Annotated in this window: 21 protein-coding genes; 1 reads left to right on the top strand and 20 read right to left on the bottom strand. The window is 37.9% G+C overall.

Annotation, left to right across the window (positions count from 1 at the left end; all coding sequences use genetic code 11):
* The 9 genes from fmt to FSZ17_RS09560 form a co-directional block, all read right to left on the bottom strand.
* Entirely contained in the window at positions 1 to 951 is a 951-nt protein-coding gene (gene fmt, locus FSZ17_RS09600) for a methionyl-tRNA formyltransferase (RefSeq protein ID WP_057769749.1), read from the bottom strand.
* A complete protein-coding gene (gene def / locus FSZ17_RS09595; protein ID WP_057769747.1) occupies positions 948 to 1433 on the bottom strand; it encodes a peptide deformylase in 486 nt (161 codons plus the stop codon). Before def ends, fmt begins: the two co-directional genes overlap by 4 nt.
* 128 nt (positions 1434 to 1561) lie before the next feature.
* Positions 1562 to 3976 (bottom strand): primosomal protein N', encoded by a 2415-nt coding sequence (gene priA, locus FSZ17_RS09590; RefSeq protein ID WP_057769745.1) that lies wholly within the window; start codon positions 3974 to 3976, stop codon positions 1562 to 1564.
* Positions 3973 to 5181 (bottom strand): bifunctional phosphopantothenoylcysteine decarboxylase/phosphopantothenate--cysteine ligase CoaBC, encoded by a 1209-nt coding sequence (coaBC, locus tag FSZ17_RS09585; RefSeq protein WP_057769743.1) that lies wholly within the window; start codon positions 5179 to 5181, stop codon positions 3973 to 3975. The genes priA and coaBC overlap by 4 nt, the downstream gene beginning before the upstream one ends.
* A 208-nt stretch (positions 5182 to 5389) precedes the next feature.
* Positions 5390 to 5611 carry a DNA-directed RNA polymerase subunit omega gene (gene rpoZ / locus FSZ17_RS09580; RefSeq protein WP_057769741.1) on the bottom strand — a complete coding sequence of 74 codons (222 nt, stop codon included), beginning with the start codon at positions 5609 to 5611 and terminating at the stop codon, positions 5390 to 5392.
* A gap of 3 nt (positions 5612 to 5614) precedes the next feature.
* The gene (gmk, locus tag FSZ17_RS09575; RefSeq protein WP_057769739.1) at positions 5615 to 6229 is read right to left on the bottom strand and encodes a guanylate kinase; all 615 of its coding nucleotides are present in this window, start codon (positions 6227 to 6229) and stop codon (positions 5615 to 5617) included.
* Positions 6230 to 6238: 9 nt separating this feature from the next.
* On the bottom strand, positions 6239 to 6502 hold the full coding sequence (gene remA, locus FSZ17_RS09570; protein WP_057769737.1) for an extracellular matrix/biofilm regulator RemA: 264 nt from the start codon (positions 6500 to 6502) through the stop codon (positions 6239 to 6241).
* A gap of 60 nt (positions 6503 to 6562) precedes the next feature.
* Positions 6563 to 7435, bottom strand: coding sequence for a YicC/YloC family endoribonuclease (locus FSZ17_RS09565; protein WP_057769734.1), 873 nt, complete (start codon positions 7433 to 7435; stop codon positions 6563 to 6565).
* A 185-nt stretch (positions 7436 to 7620) separates the two neighbouring features.
* The gene (locus tag FSZ17_RS09560) at positions 7621 to 10299 is read right to left on the bottom strand and encodes a calcium-translocating P-type ATPase, SERCA-type (protein ID WP_057769732.1); all 2679 of its coding nucleotides are present in this window, start codon (positions 10297 to 10299) and stop codon (positions 7621 to 7623) included.
* A gap of 325 nt (positions 10300 to 10624) precedes the next feature.
* Between FSZ17_RS09560 and FSZ17_RS09555 the strand changes: the two genes are divergently transcribed.
* Positions 10625 to 12334, top strand: coding sequence for an Rqc2 family fibronectin-binding protein (locus FSZ17_RS09555; RefSeq protein ID WP_057769730.1), 1710 nt, complete (start codon positions 10625 to 10627; stop codon positions 12332 to 12334).
* Positions 12335 to 12443: 109 nt separating this feature from the next.
* Here the strand turns inward: FSZ17_RS09555 and pyrE are convergent, their stop codons facing one another.
* The 11 genes from pyrE to pyrR form a co-directional block, all read right to left on the bottom strand.
* A complete protein-coding gene (gene pyrE, locus FSZ17_RS09550; RefSeq protein WP_057769728.1) occupies positions 12444 to 13082 on the bottom strand; it encodes an orotate phosphoribosyltransferase in 639 nt (212 codons plus the stop codon).
* The gene (gene pyrF / locus FSZ17_RS09545; protein ID WP_057769726.1) at positions 13079 to 13795 is read right to left on the bottom strand and encodes an orotidine-5'-phosphate decarboxylase; all 717 of its coding nucleotides are present in this window, start codon (positions 13793 to 13795) and stop codon (positions 13079 to 13081) included. The genes pyrE and pyrF overlap by 4 nt, the downstream gene beginning before the upstream one ends.
* Before the next feature lie 2 nt (positions 13796 to 13797).
* Positions 13798 to 14709, bottom strand: coding sequence for a dihydroorotate dehydrogenase (locus FSZ17_RS09540; RefSeq protein WP_057769724.1), 912 nt, complete (start codon positions 14707 to 14709; stop codon positions 13798 to 13800).
* Positions 14706 to 15485, bottom strand: a complete 780-nt coding sequence (locus FSZ17_RS09535; protein ID WP_057769722.1) for a dihydroorotate dehydrogenase electron transfer subunit — start codon at positions 15483 to 15485, stop codon at positions 14706 to 14708. The genes FSZ17_RS09540 and FSZ17_RS09535 overlap by 4 nt, the downstream gene beginning before the upstream one ends.
* Positions 15482 to 18694: a carbamoyl-phosphate synthase large subunit gene (gene carB, locus FSZ17_RS09530; RefSeq protein ID WP_057769720.1), complete on the bottom strand. Its 3213-nt coding sequence runs from the start codon at positions 18692 to 18694 to the stop codon at positions 15482 to 15484. Before carB ends, FSZ17_RS09535 begins: the two co-directional genes overlap by 4 nt.
* Complete coding sequence (locus FSZ17_RS09525; protein WP_057769718.1) at positions 18694 to 19779, bottom strand: carbamoyl phosphate synthase small subunit; 1086 nt, start codon at positions 19777 to 19779, stop codon at positions 18694 to 18696. Before FSZ17_RS09525 ends, carB begins: the two co-directional genes overlap by 1 nt.
* Positions 19776 to 21062 carry a dihydroorotase gene (locus tag FSZ17_RS09520; protein WP_057769717.1) on the bottom strand — a complete coding sequence of 429 codons (1287 nt, stop codon included), beginning with the start codon at positions 21060 to 21062 and terminating at the stop codon, positions 19776 to 19778. The genes FSZ17_RS09525 and FSZ17_RS09520 overlap by 4 nt, the downstream gene beginning before the upstream one ends.
* The gene (locus FSZ17_RS09515; protein ID WP_057769715.1) at positions 21025 to 21963 is read right to left on the bottom strand and encodes an aspartate carbamoyltransferase catalytic subunit; all 939 of its coding nucleotides are present in this window, start codon (positions 21961 to 21963) and stop codon (positions 21025 to 21027) included. Before FSZ17_RS09515 ends, FSZ17_RS09520 begins: the two co-directional genes overlap by 38 nt.
* Before the next feature lie 147 nt (positions 21964 to 22110).
* Positions 22111 to 23418 (bottom strand): uracil-xanthine permease family protein, encoded by a 1308-nt coding sequence (locus FSZ17_RS09510; RefSeq protein WP_057769712.1) that lies wholly within the window; start codon positions 23416 to 23418, stop codon positions 22111 to 22113.
* A gap of 39 nt (positions 23419 to 23457) precedes the next feature.
* A complete protein-coding gene (locus FSZ17_RS23905) occupies positions 23458 to 23592 on the bottom strand; it encodes a hypothetical protein (protein WP_267128901.1) in 135 nt (44 codons plus the stop codon).
* 48 nt (positions 23593 to 23640) lie between these two features.
* The gene (gene pyrR, locus FSZ17_RS09505) at positions 23641 to 24183 is read right to left on the bottom strand and encodes a bifunctional pyr operon transcriptional regulator/uracil phosphoribosyltransferase PyrR (protein ID WP_057770657.1); all 543 of its coding nucleotides are present in this window, start codon (positions 24181 to 24183) and stop codon (positions 23641 to 23643) included.
* Positions 24184 to 24328 lie beyond the last annotated feature (145 nt).

Raw genomic sequence — 24328 nt, 5'->3', positions numbered from 1 at the left:
TCATTGCTCTTCACCAAATCGTTCCCCAATGGATACTTGAGATCCTGCGCCACGTAAAAATTGCTCAGCTGTCATTTTTTTCTTTCCGGATGGCTGAAGCTCGATTATTTTTATCGCTGTGTCATTGCCTGTAGAAACAATAAGAGCCTGATCATCTAATCGTATAATCGTTCCTGGAGGCTCTTGTGAGTCATTATTTACTTTTTCAGTCCACCACACCTTAATTACTGTCCCGTTCAAACTTGTATAAGCTACCGGCCAAGGGTTTAAGCCACGAACATGGTTATAGATTTCTTCACCTGATTTAGTCCAGTCAATTTTTTCTTGCTCTCTTTTAATATTTGAAGCGAAGGTTGCATCTTCGTCATTTTGAGGAATTGATTTCAATTCACCATTCAGCAGCTTAGGCAAAGTTTCTGATAAGAGTTTGGAACCTGCCTCACTTAACTTATCGTGAAGAGTACCAACTGTATCTGTTTCTGCTATAGGCACTTCTACTTGAGTTAATATATCTCCTGCATCTAGCTTCTCTGCCATATACATGATAGTAATACCCGTCTTTTCTTTTCCTTGAATGATCGAATAATGAATTGGTGCTCCTCCTCTAAGCTCTGGAAGCAAGGAGGCATGAACATTAATGCATCCATATTTAGGAGCCTCTAACAGCACTTTCGGTAAAATTTGCCCAAATGCTGCAGTTACAATTAAATCTGCGTTTAAAGCAAGAATCTTGTCAAGATCTTCTTTTACCCGTATTTTTTCCGGCTGAAAAACAGGAATTCCATGTTTTTCCGCTTCTACTTTAACAGGAGGAGGCGTTAACACCTTTTTCCTTCCCACTGGTCGATCTGGTTGAGTTACTACTGCAATTACTTCATAGCCATCTTTCAGAATTTGCTGAAGGACAGGGACAGAAAAATCCGGTGTTCCCATAAAAATAATTTTTGTCATTCGATCTCCTCCCCTTCCATTTCTGATTCCTCTAAATATCTGCTTACTTTCGATGTAAATAAAATTCCATGAAGATGATCAATTTCATGTAAAATAGCCCTTGCTAAAAAATCTTCTGCTTCAAAGATATAGAATTTTCCTTTTCGATCTTGCGCTTTAATTTTTACATAATAAGGTCTATTTACTTCCCCATACAATCCTGGAAAGCTCAAGCAGCCTTCAGGTCCAATTTGCTCACCACTTGTTTCAAGTATTTCAGGATTAATCATTTCGATTGTTCCATGTTCATCATCAATATCAACGATAGCTACTTGCTGATCGAGGCCAATCTGTGGAGCAGCAAGACCGACTCCATCAAATTCAATCATCGTATCATACATATCGTTTAAAATTTTTGTAAGTTTTTTATCAAATATTTTAACAGGTTTACACTCTATCTCTAAAATGTCTGCAGGATAGGTGACGATTTTTCTAACTGACAATCTATTTCCTCCAATGACTTCTTTATTTATCGCATATTAACGGACTTTAGGACCCCAACTGATTAAAGTTTCACTTTTCCTATTTTCAACCAATTTCTATTTCTTCATAACAATACATTTAGTTTTCCCTACATAAGAATAAAGGGATTCACATCTACAGAAATTTGAAGTCCGCCCGAAATTATTTCTTGCTGATAGTTATCAAGCATTTTCTTTAATGACTTGTTAAGATCAGGTTCTCGTTTGTATTTTATCAAACACTGATATCTATATCTATTATTTATCTTAGGAATTGGCGAAGCAACAGGCCCTAAACAAATCGCATCCTTTGAAAGCTTGGATTGTATATAGGCAGTTATCTTTTCCGTGACGGATACGGCTTTTAACAATTCTTCGTGGCTGACTGTGATTAAAGAAATATAATAAAAAGGCGGATACTTATGGATTTTTCTTACGGTCATTTCTTGTGCATAAAACTTCCGGTAATCTTGCTCTCCAGCTAGCTCAACACTATAATGTTCGGGAGTATAGGTTTGGATAACTACTTCTCCTTCAAGCTCGTGTCTCCCTGCACGGCCACTGACTTGTGTTAGTAATTGAAAGGTTTTCTCTGAAGAACGAAAGTCAGGCAGATGAAGCATAGTGTCCGCAGAAAGTACTCCAACTAATGTAATGTTTGGAAAATCAAGACCTTTTGCAATCATTTGTGTTCCTAAAAGGATATCAGCCTGTCCTTCCTGAAATTGATCTAAAAGTTTTTCATGGGAACCTTTTCGACTTGTCGTATCAACATCCATCCGAATCACTTTTGCTTCTGGCAAAATTTTCGAAAGCTCTTCTTCTACCTTTTGTGTTCCTGTTCCAAAATATCGAATATGCTCACTATTACATTCAGGGCAATGTTTCGGTGCGACAGACTCGTAGCCGCAATAATGACATTTCATATGCTGATTAAATCGATGATAGGTTAAGGAGATATCGCAATTATGACAATTTACAACATAGCCGCAGTCTCTGCACATGACGAAAGATGAATGACCTCTTTTGTTTAAAAATAGGACGATTTGTTCCTTTTTTTCTAATCTATCCTTTATTTTTTCAAGAAGTGTCCGAGAAAACATGGAGCGGTTTCCATCTCTCAATTCCTCTCTCATATCAATGATATCCACAGAAGGAAGAGACTGGTTATTCATCCTTTTTGGCATTGATAACAGCTTGTACACGCCTTTTTGTGCTCTTGCATAGGATTCAAGTGATGGAGTTGCACTCCCGAGAACTACTGGACAATTATGCTTTAAGGACCTTTGAATCGCGACATCGCGCGCATGATATTTTGGATTTTCTTCTTGTTTATAGCTGGTTTCATGCTCTTCATCGATAATAATGATGCCAAGGTTTTGAAAAGGAGCAAAAATGGCCGATCTTGCTCCAACCACTACTTTAACTTCCTGTCTTTGAATTTTTCTCCATTCATCATATTTTTCTCCAACTGAAAGTCCACTATGAAGTACCGCAACTTGATCACCAAATCTCCCTTTAAATCTTTTGACCATTTGCGGAGTCAAGGAAATTTCAGGAACAAGGACAATCGCTTCCTTCCCTTTCTGAAGAACCTTTTGTATAGATTGCAAATAGACCTCAGTTTTGCCGCTCCCAGTTACACCGTAAAGTAAAAAGGTTTCTTTCTTATTTTCCTCAATAGAAGCTAAAATAGGCCTTATCGAATCTTCTTGATCCTCTGTAAGCGGCAGTGGCTCTGTTCTAGTAAAATTTCTGTCTTCATAAGGATCTCTGTAAACTTCTATATCCATTTCTGCTAATATTTTTTTCTGAATTAATCCTTTAATAACAGAAGAGGTGACCCCTAAAGCAGATAGAAGTTCACGCATTTCTACGGGTTCATCCGAATGAAGAAAGAAGTCTATGACTTTTTTTTGTTTTACGACATGTGCTGGCAAATTTTCTTTTTCAATAGATAATTGATCTTTGCTTAACTTAGTATAAATAGCTTTTAGCTTCTTTTTCTTCACTCTATCTTTCACTATATATTGGATTTCAACATTTCCTTCTGCTGCTTCCTTTTGGAGAAGTGACAAGCTGCTTAGCTTCACCGCTTCCTCCCAAGTAACAGTATCTTGATTATTGAAAATCGCTTGTATATCAAATGGCAATTCTTCAAGATTTGCCTTACTCGATAATTTAAGCTTTTTTTCATATTTTGCTTTTAGAGCGGGTGGAATCATGACTTGATAGGCAGAAATCTTATAGCAAAGAGTCGTTTCAGTGAGCCAGTCTCCTAATGCTAATAATTCCTTATTCAGCACAGGTGTTAAATCCATTGGTTCAATTAGTGCTTTTAATTGTTCGTAATCAGATGTTTCCTTTAATCCCGTTACAAATCCTTGTATTTTTCTTGGACCAAAAGGCACGATCACTCTCATACCAGGTTGGATCATCCCAATTAAATGATCTGGTATTAGGTAATCAAAAGGTTTGTCAATTTGTCTCGCTGGAACATCGACAACAATACTTGCAATGTTCATTGGAACTCATTCCTTAATAAATTAGATGCCTCTTCAAGTATTTTTACTGCTACTTCCTTCTTCGACATTAAAGGAAGCTCAATTGATACACCATCACGTTTATAAAACGTAACTATATTTGTATCTGTTCCAAAACCTGCTCCTTCAGATTTCACATTATTCGCCACGATCATATCGGCATTTTTTTTCATTAATTTTGTTTGTGCATACTCGGCAACATTTTCTGTTTCAGCTGCAAAGCCAATTAGAATTTGATTTTTCTTCTCTTTTCCAAGTTCATAAAGAATATCCTTAGTCCTCTCAAGTTCTAATGCCTGTTCTCCAGGCTGTTTCTTCACTTTATGTTCATGGATTATTTTTGGACGGTAATCAGCGACAGCAGCTGTTTTTATCACGACATGAGCGTTCGAATATTCCTCTATTACCTCATAAAACATCTCTTCTGCACTTTCCACATTAATTAGCCTTACACCTTTTGGTGCTTGTAATGATACAGGACCTGAAATTAGCACAACCTCAGCTCCAGTTCGGACTGCTTCCTCAGCAATGGCATAACCCATTTTTCCTGTGGAATGATTTGTTATATATCTTACAGGGTCTATTTTTTCTCTTGTAGGGCCAGCTGTAATGACTATTTTTTTGCCAGATAAATTTATCTCACTAGTTTGAAAAAAATTTATTATATTTTCCGTGATTTTCTCTGGCTCTTCTAATCTACCTTTTCCAACATAGCCGCATGCAAGATAGCCCTCACCTGGTTCAATAAACTGGTAACCGAAGCTATACAAAGTCGAAATATTTTTCTGAACAGCAGGATGACTGTACATATGAACGTTCATTGCGGGTGCTATCCACACAGGTGCAGCGGCCGCTAATAATGTAGTTGTGATCATATTATCAGCAATGCCGTTTGCCAGCTTTCCGATCACATTCGCAGTAGCCGGAGCCACTAAAATTAAATCAGCCCAATCTGCGAGATCAATATGAGCAATCACCTTTGAATCTTTTTCATCAAATGTATCTGTAAAGACATCATTTCTAGATAATGCCTGAAATGTTAACGGTGCAACAAACTTCTCAGCAGATTCACTTAATATAACTTTTACATCCGCACCAGCCTGAGTAAGCTTACTAGTTAAAGCAGCTGCTTTATAAACAGCAATGCCTCCAGTCACACATAATAGAATTTTTTTTCCGTGAAGCATTTCTGTACCTCCATCTACCTACAAATTCTATCTTTATTATGCAAGAAGAACCATTTTTTTTCATCATTAAAGAAAAATTTAGTTGTAAAACTTCCTTGTTGATTTCCGCTGCAATCAACAACAAAATAGCATTATCAACACTGAGCATTAACACAACCTAAATAAAAGAAAAATAACAACCCGATATGAAGGTTGTTATTTTTGCAGGTTATTCGTATGCTTCATCCTTTTGCTTAGTTGCAAGACGGTAATGAAGCTGGTCAGCATGAATCTCCTCTAAAGCTTTACCAACATTTTTATGGGAAACATACTTTTCAAGCTGTGGCTTAGCATTAACTTGTAGCTTGCGTGCACGTTTTGCAGCAACGGATACAAGAGAGTATTTGGAATCAATTTTTGTCATTAATGAATCAATAGAAGGATAAAGCATCTTTTATTCTACCTCCAGCATTTTAATATATCTTGGTTCTACTCGTTCTCTGCGGCAATGTTCAGCAACAACTATGGCTTTAATTCTTTCACACGCCAAATCAATTTGATCATTTTCCACAACATAATCGTATAAGTTCATCATTTCAATTTCTTCTTTTGCTACTGACATACGATTATTTATCACATCTTCTGTTTCAGTGCCTCTAGTTATAATTCTGTTTTTTAATTCAGACAAACTCGGTGGAACAAGAAAAATAAATAAGCCGTCAGGGAACTTCTTCCTGACTTGCCTAGCACCCTGGACTTCAATTTCAAGGAAAACATCTTTTCCTTTTTCGAGTGTTTCTTTCACATAGTCTACTGGTGTACCATAATAATTTCCAACAAATTCTGCATACTCAAGTAGCTTTTCTTGCTCGATTAAAGCTTCGAATTCTTCACGAGATTTGAAAAAATAGTCTACACCATTTACTTCGCCTTCTCGTGGTGCTCTTGTTGTCATCGATATCGAATACTCAAAAGAAGTATCCGGCTGTGAAAAAATTTCCTTTCTTACTGTTCCCTTCCCAACACCAGAAGGTCCGGATAAAACAATTAATAAACCTTTTTCCTTCATCAAACAATCCTACCCTTCATCAATAGTATCATCCCGGTCGTTTAAGCGGTGGGCAACTGTTTCTGGCTGTACGGCAGAAAGGATAACATGATCACTATCCATCACAATAACAGCTCTCGTTCGCCTTCCAAATGTTGCGTCAATTAAAGATCCGCGATCACGAGCATCTTGAATAATTCTTTTAATTGGTGCTGATTCGGGGCTAACAATAGAAATAATTCGATTTGCCGATACTATATTACCAAAGCCAATATTAATTAATTTGATCGCCATTTGCTTCCTCCAAGCATCAGTTATATATTTTGACCCCATGAGCCTAATTCTAAACAAAACCTATTCAACATTCTGAACTTGTTCTTTCATTTTTTCCAATAGGCTCTTCATTTCTACTACTTCAGAAGCAATCTTATAATCATTTGCTTTTGATCCTATTGTATTGGTCTCCCTGTTCATTTCCTGAAGAATAAAGTCAAGTTTCCTTCCTATCGGCTCGCTCGCTAATAAGGTTTGTGTAAATTGTTTTATATGACTATTAAGGCGTGTCAATTCTTCGTTAATATCTACCTTATCCGCAAAGATAGCAACTTCGGTAAGGATTCTTCCTTCATCAAATTGGCCACTCACTAAATCGTTCATCCGTTTTGCCAATTTTTCCTGATATTGCTGTACAACATTTGGGGCATAATCCTTTAAAAGGATTACGTGTTCTTTTAACTGATTTAATTGATGGCTTAAATCTTTTTCAAGTACTGCACCCTCCATTGTCCGCATTTGGCGCAATTGGATACAAGCCTCACCAACTGCTGAGAGCACAATTTTTTCCAGAGTTTCACTATTAGCTTCCTTTTCTTCTATATTAATGAGCTCTTCCCTCGTTAAATCCTGGATGGTTATTTCCTTATCAATGGCATATCTGTCCTTTATTTTCCTTATGTATTGATAATACTCATCTAATAGTGCCCAATCGATATGCACATTTCGGCTTAATATTCCCTGTCCTTCAATCGTAATAAAGACTTCCGTTCTGCCTCTTTGAATATATGCATTTAGCTGTTTCTTTATCTTATCCTCTAAATAAAGAAACTGTCTAGGCATTCTAATTTGGTATTCAGCAAAACGATGGTTTACCGTTTTTATTTCAACTAATGCAGAAAAAGAACCTTCATTCTTATTGCTTCTACCAAAGCCGGTCATACTAACAACCATTTTAAACACGTCCTGCCTATAAAGGTTGACTAAACTAATTAATATTAACTAAAAGCAATTAGTTCGTATTTTATCATAATTGGTGGGAAATGTATTAAAAAAATTAATCACTAAGCTTTAATATTGAAAAGCATTAGAAAAGGTAATAGAGATCCTCTCTATTACCTTTTGGATTATAACATACTTTACTTTCTTTTTCTTGCCAAAAATGATCCAGCTAGTAAAAAAGTTGGCACTGCTGCTAGTCCAGAAATCATAAACCAGTCTTTTAATTCTACTGGTACTGTATGGAAGATCGGTTGAAGAGGCGGATAATAAATAACAATGAATAATAACAGCAGTGATGAAATAACAGCCCAAACTAAATACTTATTCCCAAATGGATTTCTGGCAAAAACGGATTTCTCACTTCGGCAGTCAAATACATGAATAAGCTGTGCCAGAACTAAAGTTGAAAAAGCAATCGTTTGTGCATACTCAAGTTTATCTGGATTTGCTTTATAGACAATAATGAATGCGATTAAAGTAACAATACCGATTAAAAAACCACGTGACACTACCTTCCATCCAAGCCCCCTTGCAAAAACGCCTTCTCTTGGATTTCTTGGTTTACGTTTCATTACATCATCTTCAGGCTGATCTAGCCCTAATGCCATAGCAGGCAATCCATCGGTCACTAAATTCACCCATAGAATTTGAATTGGGATTAATGGAAGTGGATAACCAAGCAGCATGGCAAATAACATCACAAGTATTTCACCCACATTGGAAGCGAGCAAATATCTAATAAATTTCCTAATATTCTCATAAATATTTCTTCCTTCTTTAATCGCTGCTTTAATGGTTGCAAAATTATCGTCAAGAAGAACAAGTGCCGATGCTTCCTTCGCTACATCTGTCCCCGTAATCCCCATCGCGACACCAATATCTGCTGCTTTAATGGCTGGTGCATCATTTACACCATCCCCAGTCATCGCAACAATATGACCATTGTTTTGCAAAGCTTTGACAATTTTTAATTTGTGTTCTGGAGATACTCGAGCAAATACCGACACATCATCCACCACATTTTCAAGCTCATCAATTGTCATTTCAGAAAGTGCCTTGCCATCCAATACTTTTGAAGTATTCGTTAATATCCCCAACTGCTTTGCAATCGCTTTTGCAGTAATAACATGATCACCAGTAATCATAATTGTTTTTATTCCTGCTTCCTTACACTCCTTCACGGCGTCCTTCACTTCAGGACGAGGAGGGTCAATCATCCCTTGTAGACCAATAAAGGTAAGGTCCTTTTCAGCTTCTTTTTCATGTAAAATGACTATGTTTGCAGGTATTTCTTTAAATCCAATGGCAATTGTCCTTAAAGCCTGAGAGGCTAATCCTTCAATTGCTGATTGAATTTTACTAGTAATTTCACGAGACATATACTGACGCTTCTCGTCCCAAAGTATGCTACCGCAAACTTCAGCCAATACATCAGGTGCCCCTTTTGTAACGACAAATTGTTTCCCATGCTTGTCTTTTACTACGATACTCATCATTTTTCTAATAGAATCAAAAGGGAATTCCTTAATAATTTGATACTGGTTTAATAGAGTACTACGGTTGTATCCTGCTTTCATCGCAGCAACTAGTAATGCACCTTCGGTAGGATCTCCATCAATGAAATATTCATTATCTTTCTGTTTGATCTCTGAATGATTGCAGAGCATTCCAAACATCAATAATTGCTGAAGAGGCTTTTCATTTTTTAATTCAACTTGATGCTCATTTCGAAAAAAACTCCCACGGGGTTCATAGCCCACTCCATCAACACGCCACTCTTTACCACCACTCCAGAGATGTGTAACTGTCATTTTATTTTGCGTCATTGTTCCAGTTTTATCAGAGCAAATGACGGAAGCACAACCTAGTGTTTCAACAGCTGGCAGCTTCCTTACAATCGCCCTCTGCTTGATCATTCTTTGCACTCCGAGTGATAATGCTACTGTAACGATCGCAGGCAATCCTTCAGGTATAGCTGCAACAGCTAAAGAAACTCCAGCAAGAAACATCGTATAAAGATCATGCCCTTGCAATACACCAACGGCTACTACTAATACAGTTAAAAGTAATGCAACTGTAATAAGGATTTTTCCAAGCTGTTCAAGCCTTCTCTGTAACGGAGTTGTCATTGTTTCCGCTTTTTGCAGTAAATCAGCAATTTGTCCCATCGCTGTCTTCATACCTATAGCGACAACAACCCCTACCCCGCTTCCTCTTGTGACCAATGTACCCATAAAAGCCATATTTTCCATATCGCCAATCCCAGTATTAGCTGACCTTAGCAAATCAGTTGTTTTTGAAACCGGCAATGATTCACCTGTAAGAGCAGATTCTTCAACTTCTAGACTATTTGATTCTATTATTCTTACATCTGCTCCTATCCTGTCCCCACTAGTAAACTTTATTATATCCCCAACAACCACTTCTTTAGAAGGGATTTTAATCCATTCCCTATCCCTTAATACATGAACTTGAGGTGATGATAATTCCTTTAATGCCGCTAAGGATTTCTCCGCCTTCCTCTCTTGAAAAAATCCTAATAATCCATTAATAATGACGATTGCTATTATGGCAATAGCATCGATATATTCTCCTAGTAAACCTGAAATGAGAGTTGCAGCTAATAATACAAGGACCATGAAATCCTTAAATTGACTAAAAAACAAAAGCAAGGCGGATTGCTTCTCACCCTCTTCGAGTTCATTATAGCCATATTGTTTTCTTCGTTTGTTTACCTCATCTGTTGTTAAACCGGCCTTTGAATCTGTATGAAGGACCTGCTCAACCTCTGTTTCATTCATTTCATGAAATTTCATCCAAACATCACACTTCCTCCTTAGTGTCCAGCTGCGGCTTCTAACTAACTGCATCACTATTTATCTAAAGAAAGCTTATTCATCCTTGTCCAAAAAAATGCTATTATTATAAGAAAAGTGGAATCGGCTTGACAGAGGTACTTCGACTAAAAATCGCCACGTCCTGTGGCAAACGTCGAAGTCAGCACATCCTGTGGGCCGCAAGCATGAGACAAGCGGGCTGGAAGGTAGCTATTTACCTTCTTGAACGATTATCTTAGACCAGAGAGCCGATGGCACTCGTAGCTGAATAATAGAAAAGCAAACAGAAAAGGATGTTTCCCTTATGTCATTCGATGGTTTATTTTCAAGGGCAATGACAAAAGAGCTTGCCCAAGAATTAAAAGGTGGGAGAATTAATAAAATCCATCAGCCTTTTAAAAACGAGATCATATTAATTGTAAGAGCAAACGGAAAGAATCATAAACTTCTACTTTCGGCACACCCTAGCTATGCAAGAGTGCAGCTAACCAACGAATCTCACGATAACCCTTCAGAACCGCCAATGTTTTGCATGTTATTAAGAAAACATTTGGAAGGATTTTTCCTTGAAGACATTCATCAAGTTGATTTAGACAGAATTATTATTTTCGAGGTAAAAGGAAGAAATGAAATTGGCGATACTTCGTACAAACAATTAATTGTAGAAATTATGGGCCGCCACAGCAATATTACTTTAGTGGATAAATCGAGAAATATGATTCTTGATAGTATTAAACATGTTTCATTCGCAGTTAATAGCCACCGAGCCCTTTTACCTGGACAGGAATATATTTTGCCACCTAAGCAGGACAAATTTAATCCGTTTGAAGCAAATGAATCAGAAGTATTAAGACGAATTGATTTTAATAGTGGAAAGATTGATAAACAGCTAGTCACTGCATTTGCGGGAATATCACCACTTTTTGCAAAAGAAGTGCTTTTTCATGCAGGTTTGGCTAATCGGTCCACTATTCCTAAAACCTTCTTATCTTTAATCCAAGAAGTGGATCATCAAATTAGGCCGGCTATTACTACGAATGGTGTGAAAGAAAGTTTTTATCTTTTCCCATTAGAGCATTTGCAAGGGGAGTCTAGGGAATTCCAATCCCTTAGTGATTTGCTGGACCGTTTTTATTTTGGTAAAGCTGAACGGGATCGTGTTAAGCAGCAAGCAAATGATCTCGAACGATTTATTATTAATGAAAAAGAGAAAAATGAAAAGAAAATTAACAAACTCTATACCACTTTGAAGGAAGCTGAGAATGCAGACATCCATCAGCTTTATGGAGAGCTTATTACTGCAAACATCTATGCTATTCAAAAAGGGATGAAAGAAATAGAAGTTATCAATTATTATGATGAAAATGGGGCGACAATTACCATCTCATTGGAGCCACAAAAAACACCATCTGAGAATGCTCAAAAATATTTCATAAAATATCAAAAAGCTAAAAACGCAATTAATATTGTGAAAGAACAAATAGAATTAGCTAAGGAAGAACTTTCCTATTTCGAAACCTTGCTTCAACAGGTTGAAACGGCTTCACCAAAAGATATTGAAGAAATTCGCGAGGAACTAATCGAAGGTGGATATCTTAGAGAAAAACAAAAGCGCAAAAATAAAAAGACTCAAAACACGAAGCCTTCTCTTGATCATTTTACTTCTTCAGAAGGGGTCGAAATTTTTGTCGGTAAAAATAATAAACAAAATGATTACTTAACGAATAAGCTTGCTGGCAAAGATGAAATATGGCTACATACAAAGGATATTCCAGGATCCCATGTCGTCATTCGCAGCAAGAATCCATCTGAAGAAACGATTTTAGAAGCTGCGTCTCTTGCTGCTTATTTCAGCAAAGCTCGTAATTCAAGCTCTGTACCTGTCGACTTTACGCAAATCAGGCATGTGAAGAAACCTAGCGGTGCAAAGCCAGGCTACGTTATTTATGATAATCAGCAAACAGTTTATGTGACACCTGATGAAGAAATCGTTCTAGCATTGAAAAATTCATAAAGAAAAGGCAAGCGATCAGCTTGCCTTTCTTTTTACACGTTTATTTTCCAATTAGTGTAATTCTGCTAATGATAATATTTGTGCATTTTTCCACTAATATCGTTCATAATTACAATTTATCAGCGACTTTTCCCCACTCTATCGGATCTTTTCTCCATTCAGCAAGCTTTTTCATGTCTTCTTCTTGAATATATCCTTTTTCTTTTGCTATTTCTGATAAAGTTTCAAAATCAGTCAATGTATAGGCTGTAATATTAGCGTTCTCCAGTAATTCCTTCCCTTTTTCAAGCTGATAGGAAAAAATAGCTACAACTCCTAATACCTCACATCCCACTTGCCTTAAGGCTTCAACTGCAGTAATAACGCTCCCGCCTGTTGAAATTAAATCCTCTACGACAACAACCTTTTGTCCTTGCTCTGCTTTACCTTCAATTTGATTTCCTTGGCCATGGCCTTTCGGCTTTGAACGAACATAGCACATTGGAAGATCAATTAAGTCACTTACCCATGCAGCATGAGGGATACCTGCTGTAGCTGTACCAGCAATAAGTTCTGCACCGGGGAATTTCGCTAAAATCGTTTCTTTTAGCCCGTTTGCGATTTCTTTACGAACGGAAGGGTATGATAATGTAAGTCGATTATCACAATAAATTGGAGCAAGCAGACCTGATGACCAAGTAAAAGGATCGTTTGGCTTTAATGCGACTGCTTTAATATCTAATAAACTTTCTACTATTTTGCGATTCATGAAAGAACACCCTCCCAACAATGTTTAAACAATAAATATTTTTCAAGCGGTTGATCAGATTGTGTGATTGAACGTCCCACAACAATGGCTGAAACACCTTCAGATTTGGCATATTCAGGAGTTGCTACACGCTTTTGATCCTGAGCATTATCCGTTTCCAAACGGATTCCAGGAGCTACGGTAAGAAAGGAAGAACCAAGTGATTGATGAATAGATCTAGCTTCAAAGGTAGAACATACAACACCGTCCAATTTTGCTTTACTAGCCAATGCTGCATAGTGAAGAACTGATTCTTCTAATGGAACTTGAATGAGCTGTTCATTTTTCATTTGCTCTTCTGAAGTACTTGTTAATTGTGTAACAGCTATACAAGCTGGTCTCTTATTGCCAGCTAGGGTACCCGCTTCTAACCCTTCTAATGCTGATTCCATCATTTCAAATCCGCCAGCAGCATGAACATTTACAAGGTCACAATTAAGCCGGGCAAGGCCTTTCATTGCACTTTTTACAGTGTTTGGAATATCATGAAGCTTTAGATCAAGAAAAATCTTATGTCCTTGTTCTTTTAAATCATGGATAATACTAGGTCCTTCCTGGTAAAAAAGCTCCATACCTACTTTTAGAAAAAGCTTTTCGTTTTCAAAAGCTTTTAGGAAATTCGAGACTTCATTCTTATTTGCAAAATCAAGCGCGATTATGAGTGAATTTTTCAACGTTATTTCCAGCTCCTTCCCGTACATTCAGATATATGCTCAAAGCCAAGGCTTCTTATTAGCTCTGGTAATTCTTCAATGATCGTTGGGCATACAAACGGATCTACAAAGTTAGCAGTCCCTACAGCGACCGCACTGGCGCCAGCATAATAATATTCAATGACATCCTCTGCAGTTTGAACACCACCCATACCAATAATCGGCAAATGAACGTGCTGACTTACTTCATGAATCATTCGAATCGCAACAGGTTTAATGGCTGGTCCTGAAAGTCCGCCCGTCTTGTTAGCCAAAATAGGGTTGCCAGTTTTGATATCGATTCTCATGCCAATAAGTGTATTGATCATTGTTAAACCATCAGCACCGCCGTCTTCAACTGCTTTTGCCATTTCAACTATATTCGTAACATTAGGTGAAAGCTTTACATAAACAGGAACTTCAGATACTTCCTTTACTTTTTTCGTTAAGTTTTTTGCTACTTCAGGAATTGTACCGAAAGCAATTCCCCCTGTTTTTACATTTGGACAGGAAATATTTAATTCAAGTGCATGTACATTAGGGGCTTTAGAAATTTCTTTTGCTACTGCAATATAGTCTTCTTCCAGCGATCCTGCAACATTTGCAATAATTGGCACATCAAATTGTTCCAGCCAACGAAGCTCTTCGTTTATTACTTTTTCTAACCCAGGATTTTGAAGCCCAATTGCATTCAGCATTCCTGCAGATGTTTCTGCTACTCGTGGCGTTTGATTTCCAAATCGAGGTTCAAAAGTCGTTGCTTTAATCATAATGGCACCTAACAAGCTAAGATCAAAGAGCTCGCTAAATTCACGGCCAAACCCGAAACATCCTGATGCTGGCATAATCGGATTTTTTAATTCCAATCCTGGTAAGCTAACTTGTAATGATTTCATAGGACAACCTCCCCCGCTTTAAAAACAGGACCGTCACTGCATACCTTTTTATACGTATAACCAGTTGGATCATCCCCAGTATGGCAAACACATGCGAAGCAAGCACCAATGCCGCAGCCCATACGTTCTTCCAAAGAGAGATACACCTTCTTTTGTTTATAAGCTTGTTCAAGTGCTTTAAGCATTGGTGTTGGACCACAGGAATAGAGAATGTTAAAATCAATTTTTTCACTTTCAATTACATCTGTAACAAATCCATTTGCTCCATAACTGCCATCAACTGTTGCAATATATGTTTCACCAAGTTGTGTGAATTTTTCATGATAGAAAACTACATTAGAGGATTGAAAGCCAAGTACATGGATAACCTTTACACCTTTATTTACAAGCTGCTTAGATAATTCATATAAAGGTGGAACACCGATACCTCCGCCAACTAAAAGAGCTGTTTCACCTGGCTGTACCTCGTTAATTGGAAATCCATGGCCTAATGGTCCTAAAACATCAATAAATTCCCCGGATTTTTTCTTTGATAACAAAACAGTTCCTTTTCCTTCGGCACGGTAAATCATTGTAAATTGTTGTTGATTTTTATTTATGTTAGAAATACTTATTGGTCTCCTTAATAGTGGGTCAAGATGATCAGATACTTTTAAATGAACAAATTGCCCCGGCTCATCCATTTCGTAGACAAGCTCACCTTGTAAGGTGAGCTCGAAAATATGTTCCGCTATTTCTTTTTGTGAAACGACTTTACATAATTCCTTTTTGATCATGCCAAGACTTCCTCCTTGATATCCGCAGATTTCTCCATTGCATCTGCAGAGAAATTCATGGACTCAATTACCTGTAGAATAGCATCAGCTGTATCGAGAGAAGTTAAGCATGGAACACCATTTTCTACAGCTTCCCGACGAATGCGGAATCCATCTCTTTCAGGCTGTTTTCCTTTTGTTAAAGTGTTAATGATAATTTGTGCTTCTCCGTTTTTGATTACATCAAGGAGATTTGGACCTTCAGAACCAATTTTATCGACAGTTTTTACAGGTATTCCCGCTGATTGTAGATATTTCGCAGTTCCGTTTGTGGCCATTAACCGATAGCCAATTGATACGAAGCGTTTCGCAAGTGATAAAGCCTCTTCTTTATCCTTATCAGATACAGTCATAAGGACTGAACCAAATTTATGAATTTTCATACCAGAAGCGACCAAACCTTTGTATAATGCTTTTTCTAATGTGCTATCTTTCCCCATTACTTCTCCAGTGGATTTCATTTCAGGTCCTAAGGTAATATCCACTCTTCTTAATTTGGCAAAAGAGAAAACTGGAACTTTAACATAAACCCCACATTTTTCAGCTACAAGGCCAGTTTTGTAGCCTTGCTGTGCGAGTGTTTGTCCAAGTATAACCTTTGTTGCAATTTTAGCCATTGGCACATTCGTAATTTTACTTAAGAATGGTACTGTACGGCTGGATCTTGGGTTAACCTCTATCACAAATACCTCTTCATTAGCGACTACATATTGGATATTTAATAATCCGATGATTCCTAATCCCTTTGCAAGCTTCTCAGTATATTCTATTATTTTTGATTTTACTTCGTCTGAAATGCTTTGAGGAGGATATACGGCAATTGAGTCACCAGAATGGACGCCTGCACGTTCAATATGCTCCATTATTCCAGGAATTAATATTCCTTCGCCATCAGAGATCGCATCTACTTCAATTTCTTTTCCTGTCAAATAGCGATCAATCAATACTGGATGCTCAGGGTTAATTTTTACGGCATTTTTCATATAATGCAATAGTTCTTCCTCTTTATAAACAATTTCCATTGCACGGCCGCCAAGAACATATGATGGGCGAACAAGTACTGGATAGCCAATTTCGCTAGCAATGGCAACTGCCTCTTCTACAGATAGTGCCGTCTTTCCTTTTGGCTGAGGAATATTTAATTTTGCCAATGCATGTTCAAATTTGTCTCTATTCTCTGCACGATCAAGGTTTTCAAGTGAAGTACCAAGTATTTTTACTCCTCTTTCAACTAGACTTGCTGCAAGATTAATCGCAGTTTGTCCTCCAAATTGGACAACTACACCTTCTGGTTTTTCGAGATCAATAATATGCATGACGTCCTCAATTGTCAGCGGCTCAAAGTATAGCTTGTCAGAGATGCTAAAATCTGTAGAAACAGTCTCAGGGTTATTATTAATGATAATCGCTTCATAGCCAGCTTCCTTAATTGCCCATACCGAGTGTACTGTCGCATAGTCAAATTCTACACCTTGGCCAATTCGAATTGGGCCTGAACCAAGTACAACAACACTTTTACGATCTGTCACAACCGATTCATTTTCCTCTTCATACGTGCCATAGTAATAAGGTGTTTCTGATTCAAATTCGGCTGCACATGTATCAACCATTTTATAAACTGGAATTATTCCATTCTCAGTTCTCCAGTTGTATACTTCTTTTTCCGAAACTCCCCAAAACTGAGCGATCACAATATCCGCAAAGCCCATTTCCTTAGCTTTCTTAGCAATTTCTATGTTGTAAGGATACTTTGATAGTTCTTTTTCAAATGCTACGATCTTTTCCATCTTATGAAGGAAAAATAAGTCGATTTGACTCCACTCATGAAGGGTTTCAATACTTACCCCTCTTCTAAGAGCTTCACCGATAAAGAATAAGCGTTCATCTCCAGCTTTTCGGATTCTCTTCTCTAGCAAATCATCGTCAGCTTCATTAGCACTATTTACACCAAGATGAAATACATTTGCTTCAAGAGAACGGACTGCTTTTAATAAAGATTCTTCAAGTGTCCGGCCGATAGCCATGACTTCACCAGTCGCTTTCATTTGCGTGCCTAAGGAACGGTTTGCTGATTCAAATTTATCAAAGGGCCAACGTGGGATTTTTGTCACGATATAATCTAATGCAGGCTCGAAACATGCATATGTTTTCCCGGTAACGGGGTTCATCATTTCATCTAAAGTTAATCCCACAGCAATTTTTGCTGCTAATTTTGCAATAGGATACCCTGTCGCTTTCGAAGCTAATGCTGATGAACGACTTACCCTTGGATTTACTTCAATAATATAGTAGTTAAAGCTGTATGGGTCGAGAGCTAGCTGAACATTACATCCGCCTTCGATTTCCAACGCACGAATGATTTTTAAAGATGTATTTCTTAAAAGCTGGTACTCACGGTCACTAAGTGTTTGACTCGGTGCAACGACAATTGAGTCGCCAGTATGGATACCGACTGGATCAATATTTTCCATGTTACATACAACGATGGCGTTATCGTTCGAATCTCTCATCACTTCGTATTCAATTTCTTTATATCCGGCAATGCTTTTTTCTAATAAACATTGTGTAACAGGACTGTGTTTTAATCCACTTGTTACAATTTCGATTAGCTCTTCCTCATCATTACATATTCCTCCGCCCGTTCCACCAAGTGTGAATGCTGGGCGAACAATAACGGGATAGCCAATTTTATTTACGAAATCATATGCTTCCTCTAATGAATGAATAATGTCACTTTCTGGAACAGGCTCACCTAATTCATTCATTAAGCTTCTGAATAGATCGCGGTCCTCTGCTTTCTCAATTGCTGAAAGCTTTGTACCTAAAATTTCTACCCCGCATTCTTCAAGGACGCCTGATTTAGCTAACTCGACAGCAAGGTTTAATCCGGTCTGACCTCCAAGGGTCGGTACAAGGGCATCTGGACGCTCTTTTCTAATAATCCGGCTTACAAATTCCAAGGTTAGCGGTTCGATATACACCGCATCAGCAATCTCTGTATCCGTCATAATCGTTGCAGGGTTTGAGTTGATCAAAATGACGCGATAACCTTCTTCCTTTAAGGCAATACATGCTTGAGTACCTGCATAATCAAACTCTGCTGCCTGACCAATAACGATTGGACCTGATCCGATGACTAAAATACTTTTTATATCTGTGCGTTTTGGCATTAGCAAGCACCTTCCTGTTCTTCAGATTCAATCATTTGCAAGAATTGTTCGAATAGACCATTCGCATCTTCTGGTCCAGGGGAAGCTTCTGGATGATATTGGACAGTAAATGCAGGAAAATCTTTATGCTTTAATCCTTCGACTGTACCGTCATTTAATGCTATATGAGTTACTTCTAGTCTAGTATTATCAATAGAGCTATCCTCTACCGTATATCCATGATTTTGTGAAGTCAGTGCAACTTTCCCCGTTTTTAAGTCTTTTACAGGGTGATTAGAGCCCCTGTGACCAAATTTCATTTTTTCTGTATTAGCACCGCATGCTAGAGCGAATAGCTGGTGGCCTAGACATATTCCAAAGAGCGGAATCTTACCTAATAGCTCTTTAATCATGTCAATTGCTTCTGGTACATCTTTCGGGTCCCCAGGTCCATTTGATAACATGACCCCATCTGGGCTTAAGTTTAATATTTCAATTGCTGATGTATTATAAGGTACAACAATTACATCACAATCCCTTTTATTTAACTCTCTTAAAATGCCATGCTTCATTCCAAAGTCTACTAAGACCACTCTTTTTCCACGCCCCGGACTAGGATAAGCCGTTTTTGTAGAAACTTGCTTTACTTGATCCTGGCGAAGCTTTGTAGCCCGCAATTTCTCCAAAACCGACTCTACATTATCGTCTATACTACAAATCGCACCTTTTAATGTTCCGTATTGTCGTATGATTCTAGTAAGCTTTCTCGTGTCAATCCCTGCAATTCCAGGAATATTTTTGATTTTGAAGTATTCATCAAGTGTCTTTTCATTTCTCCAATTGGATGGAAAGCTGGCAGCTTCCTTTACGATAAAGCCTTGTATAGCAGGTGTAATCGATTCAAAATCGTCTCGATTTATTCCGTAATTTCCAACGAGTGGATAAGTTAGCGTGACGACTTGTCCGCAATACGAAGGATCTGATAGTACCTCCTGGTATCCAGTCATACCTGTATTAAAGACAATCTCACCAATCGTGTGTGTATCACTTCCAAATCCTTCTCCAATAAACACAGTGCCGTCTTCTAAAATAAGCTGTTTTTTCATGCTGTAACACTCTCCTTATTCCATACGATTTTTCCATTTACGATTGTTAATACTGGCCAGCCTTTGCATTCCCAGCCAGCAAAAGGTGTGTTTCGCCCTTTTGAAGCAAATTGTTCCGGATTAATCTTTTCAGAATGGTTTAAGTCAAGTAAAACGATATCCGCATATGCTCCTACTTCAATTCTTCCTGAAGAAAGGCCAAATGCTTTAGCAGGTTTTACTGTTAAAAAGTCAATTAATTGTTTTAAGGTAAATATTCCTTTTTCAACAAAGTGAGTATAGAGAAGTGGGAAGGCTGTTTCCAATCCTACGATTCCGAATGGAGCAAGCTGCATGCCTTCTAATTTCTCCTCTGTTGTATGTGGTGCATGATCAGTAGCGATAAAGTCGATTGTCCCATCTAGTATGCCTTCAATGAGTGCTTCTTGATCTGCTGCTCCTCTAAGTGGAGGATTCATTTTATAATTTGCATCAAGACTCGGAATATCCTCGTCACAAAGCAGGAGGTGATGAGGTGTTACTTCTGCAGTAACCTTAATTCCTGCTTTCTTCGCATCACGAACAACTCTTACAGATTCCTTCGTGCTTATATGACAAACATGATAGTTGCAATCTGCAGCTTCTGCGAGCAGAACATCTCTTGCAATATGAACTGATTCACAAACTGATGGAATTCCATTTAATCCATGCTTTTTTGAAAATTCTCCCTCATGTACTGATCCTTTGTTGATAAGAGTATTTTCTTCGCAATGCGCAACAATTGGCATATTGATTTCCGCAGCTTTCTTCATAGCAGCTAGCATCATCGCAGCGGATTGAACTCCAACTCCATCATCTGTGAAGGCAAATGCTCCTGCTTCCTTCAAAGTTTGAAAATCAGTCAGTTCTTCACCTAATTCACGAATCGTTATGGATGCATATGGAAGTACACGGACAGATGCGGTTTCTTCAATTCGTTTATTAAGTTTCTCTAATTGCTCCTTTGAGTCAGGAACTGGTCTTGTGTTCGGCATAGCTGCAACAGTTGTAAATCCACCTTTTGCTGCAGCTCTTGTACCTGATTCAATCGTTTCCTTCTTTTCACCGCCTGGCTCACGTAAATGAACATGAAGATCAATAAATCCAGGAGCAATCAACAAATTGGTTGCATCAATTGTTTCATCCGCTTCTCTAACCATTCCCTCGCCAATTTCCACAATTTTTCCTGAGTCGATTAAAATATTGGTTCTTTTTAACTCACCCTCATTAGTTAGCAACTGGCCATTTTTTATTAGTGTTGACATTGTTATCGCTCCCTTCAGATTGTTCAATTGCTTTTTTTAATACTGCCATTCGGACATACACACCATTTTGCATTTGCTTAAATATTCTCGAACGTTCGCATTCTACTAAACTATCTGCAATTTCCACATTACGGTTGACAGGCGCTGGATGCATGATGATGCTGCCAGGCTTCATTTGTCGTTCTCTTTCTTCTGTCAATCCGTATGCTTTGTGATATTCTTCAACTGTCCTTTTACCTTTAACTTCATGGCGCTCATGCTGTATCCTCAAGAGCATGACCACATCAGATGTTTGTATTGCTGTATCGATGTTCTCATAATCGCCATTTTCAAGAAGTTCATTATCAAACCACTCCTCAGGTCCGGAAAAAACAACCTTTGCACCAAGTCTCACTAGAACATCAGCATTGGATCTCGCTACACGGCTATGTCTTATATCACCAATTATCGCGACCTTAAGACCTTCAAAGCTGCCAAACTCCTGCTTGATTGTTAATAAATCAAGTAATGACTGTGTTGGATGATGCCCACAGCCATCACCTGCATTAATAATGGAAACGTTTGATATTCCTTTTAGTTCGTCAAAATACCGATCTTTGCTATGGCGAATGACAACTGCATTTGCGCCAATCGCTTCAAGCGTTTTAACCGTATCATAAAGGGATTCACCTTTAGAAACACTCGATGTACTAACCTCAAAAGGAATGATATCAAGACCTAGTCTTCTTTCTGCTACTTCAAAACTGCATTTCGTTCTTGTGCTGTTTTCAAAGAAGAGATTGGCCACAAATATATTTTCTTTCGGTGTCCATGTACCACCATCTAAAAAATACTGTGCATCTACTAGAATCTCTTTCACTTCCTCAATTTTTAAGTCAGTTGTGGTAAGTAAATGTTTCAATTAAATCCCTCCCCTTAATATAGAAAAACACCCTAACTTTTGTTAGGGTGTTGAAAAACTTCATAGCAAGGCTCAGCAAATAAATATAAGAACTCTTATATGCTAAGCTTTGGCTTTCAACACCCTTTTAAATCTCTCTGGACTTACTTAAAAGGCGTTATCAAATTCTTTTTCTAATTCAATTTCGAACATATTTTTCTGTTCTTTTTCTCTTCCAGGTAATAGTAGGTTTAATAATACCCCTGCAATTGCTGCTAATGCCATTCCTTGGATCTGTACCATACCTATATCAATATGTGCACCGCCAATTCCAATAACAAGGATAACAGATGCGATAACTAGATTGCGCTTGTCACCAAAATCCACTTTGCTATCTACAAGCATTCTTAAACCTGATGATGCGATAATCCCGAATAAAAGGATAGATACACCACCCATTACTGGTGTTGGGATTGAACTAATTAATGCTGATATTTTTCCTATAAAACCAAAGATAATCGCGATAATTGCTGCTCCAGCTAATACATAAACACTATAAATCTTTGTAATAGCGAGTACTCCAATGTTTTCACCATAAGTAGTCTTTGGAGGGCCACCCATGATTGCAGAGATAATTGTAGCCATCCCATCTCCTAGAATCGAACGATGTAGTCCAGGATCCTTAATATAATCTTTATTTACTACTTTTCCAAGTACAAGCTGATGGCCGATATGCTCAGATATCGTCACGATTGCAACTGGAACCATCAAGAGGATAATATCCAATGTAATTTTTAAATCATAATCGACAAATGGGAAGACAAAATTCGGAACTGCTATCCAATCAGCATCTATTACCCCAGTAAAATCTACAACTCCTACGATTACGGCATAAATATAACCAATAATTATTCCAGCAAGTATCGGGATCATGCTGAGCATTCCCTTGAAGTAAATTGAGAAAATGATCGTTACTGCTAATGTTATGAGTGCAACCGAGAAGTGCACCATACTGTATTTCCCTGTTACGGGGTCATTCATCGCCATACCTACTGCTGTTCCTGATAATGCTAATCCAATAACCATAATAACAGGTCCTACAACGATCGGTGGCAGGAGGTTCATGAGCCAACGATATCCGCCATTTTTAATAATTAGAGCTATAACTCCATAAACGAGTCCAACCATAAAGCTTCCAATCATCATTGCTCCAATCCCACCAGCATTATTAGCCGCTATTAGTGGGGTGATATAAGCGAATGATGAGCCTAAATAGGCTGGGACTTTCCATTGTGTAATGATTAAAAAAGCAAGTGTTCCAAAGCCGCTCGAAATTAATGCAATCGCAGGATCCAAATCTACTAAGAAAGGAACTAAAACAGTTGCACCAAACATTGCAAATAAATGCTGTAAGCTTAATGTTATCCATTGTATTGGTGTTGGTACGTCTTTAATATCTAAAATGGGTTTGCTCATTATTTATCTTCTCCCTATTAGATTTTGCAGGTACTGGTTCTAAAAAAATTCTTCATAAGCACCAGCTTCTCTATATTCTTCTGCGTTTTTCAGTTTTCCAAAAAAATACCCTCTTTTTGCCAATTGGCACAAAGAGGGTATAAAAGTCATGCAAAAGAATAATTGCTTTTGCATGCTTCCCCCTTTGTCAGCCTCACGGGACTGCTTTTAAAAAAGGGCTATTTAGTTATTATGAATACTTACTTGATCGACATTGTCTACTTCTTTTAGTTCCACTACAATTTTTTCTGAACTTGATGTCGGGATATTTTTCCCAACAAAGTCAGCACGAATTGGCAGTTCTCGATGTCCGCGATCGACTAAAACTGCAAGCTGAATTGACGAAGGTCTGCCAATATCAATAAGTGCATCTAAAGCAGCTCTAACCGTTCTTCCTGTGTATAAAACATCATCAATTAGGATAACCTTTTGATCATTAACATCTGTCGGTAAATCTGATCCTTTTACAAGCGGTTCTTGATTCTCTGTTTTTTTTGTCAGATCATCTCGATAGAGAGTAATGTCTATCTCCCCGACTGAAACTTTAGTTCCTTCAATTTGCTCAATTCGTTCAGCTAGACGGTTTGCGAGGTAGATACCTCTAGTTCGAATGCCTACAAGAATACAGCCTTCAATTCCTTTATTCTTTTCAATTATTTCATGAGCGATTCTAGTCAGTGCTCTTCTTATTGCTTGTTCGTCCAAAACGACTGCTTTTTGTGAAATGATAATCACCTCATTTGAATGCTGAAACAAACTAAATTCATTTACTTGAGAAAAATTATTCTAATATAAAAACCCTCTCGCCGATTTGGCGAGAGGGTAAACGACTGTTCCATAAATCAAGGTATAATTCAATACACTTGACCAT

It is taken from the genome of Cytobacillus dafuensis, from assembly GCF_007995155.1.
Classification (GTDB): Bacteria; Bacillota; Bacilli; order Bacillales; family Cytobacillaceae; genus Cytobacillus; species Cytobacillus dafuensis.
The sequence above is the reverse complement of the archived record's forward strand: the minus strand, read 5'-3'. Positions and strand labels throughout refer to the sequence as shown.

What these genes read in the sequence shown, in the direction of transcription:
- fmt (WP_057769749.1), bottom strand. Translation starts at nt 951, where the DNA reads ATGACAAAAATTATTTTTATGGGAACACCGGATTTTTCTGTCCCTGTC.
- priA (WP_057769745.1), bottom strand. Translation starts at nt 3,976, where the DNA reads ATGAACATTGCAAGTATTGTTGTCGATGTTCCAGCGAGACAAATTGAC.
- coaBC (WP_057769743.1), bottom strand. Translation starts at nt 5,181, where the DNA reads ATGCTTCACGGAAAAAAAATTCTATTATGTGTGACTGGAGGCATTGCT.
- rpoZ (WP_057769741.1), bottom strand. Translation starts at nt 5,611, where the DNA reads ATGCTTTATCCTTCTATTGATTCATTAATGACAAAAATTGATTCCAAA.
- gmk (WP_057769739.1), bottom strand. Translation starts at nt 6,229, where the DNA reads ATGAAGGAAAAAGGTTTATTAATTGTTTTATCCGGACCTTCTGGTGTT.
- remA (WP_057769737.1), bottom strand. Translation starts at nt 6,502, where the DNA reads ATGGCGATCAAATTAATTAATATTGGCTTTGGTAATATAGTATCGGCA.
- FSZ17_RS09565 (WP_057769734.1), bottom strand. Translation starts at nt 7,435, where the DNA reads ATGGTTGTTAGTATGACCGGCTTTGGTAGAAGCAATAAGAATGAAGGT.
- FSZ17_RS09560 (WP_057769732.1), bottom strand. Translation starts at nt 10,299, where the DNA reads ATGAAATTTCATGAAATGAATGAAACAGAGGTTGAGCAGGTCCTTCAT.
- FSZ17_RS09555 (WP_057769730.1), top strand. Translation starts at nt 10,625, where the DNA reads ATGTCATTCGATGGTTTATTTTCAAGGGCAATGACAAAAGAGCTTGCC.
- pyrE (WP_057769728.1), bottom strand. Translation starts at nt 13,082, where the DNA reads ATGAATCGCAAAATAGTAGAAAGTTTATTAGATATTAAAGCAGTCGCA.
- FSZ17_RS09540 (WP_057769724.1), bottom strand. Translation starts at nt 14,709, where the DNA reads ATGAAATCATTACAAGTTAGCTTACCAGGATTGGAATTAAAAAATCCG.
- FSZ17_RS09535 (WP_057769722.1), bottom strand. Translation starts at nt 15,485, where the DNA reads ATGATCAAAAAGGAATTATGTAAAGTCGTTTCACAAAAAGAAATAGCG.
- carB (WP_057769720.1), bottom strand. Translation starts at nt 18,694, where the DNA reads ATGCCAAAACGCACAGATATAAAAAGTATTTTAGTCATCGGATCAGGT.
- FSZ17_RS09525 (WP_057769718.1), bottom strand. Translation starts at nt 19,779, where the DNA reads ATGAAAAAACAGCTTATTTTAGAAGACGGCACTGTGTTTATTGGAGAA.
- FSZ17_RS09520 (WP_057769717.1), bottom strand. Translation starts at nt 21,062, where the DNA reads ATGTCAACACTAATAAAAAATGGCCAGTTGCTAACTAATGAGGGTGAG.
- FSZ17_RS09510 (WP_057769712.1), bottom strand. Translation starts at nt 23,418, where the DNA reads ATGAGCAAACCCATTTTAGATATTAAAGACGTACCAACACCAATACAA.
- FSZ17_RS23905 (WP_267128901.1), bottom strand. Translation starts at nt 23,592, where the DNA reads ATGCAAAAGCAATTATTCTTTTGCATGACTTTTATACCCTCTTTGTGC.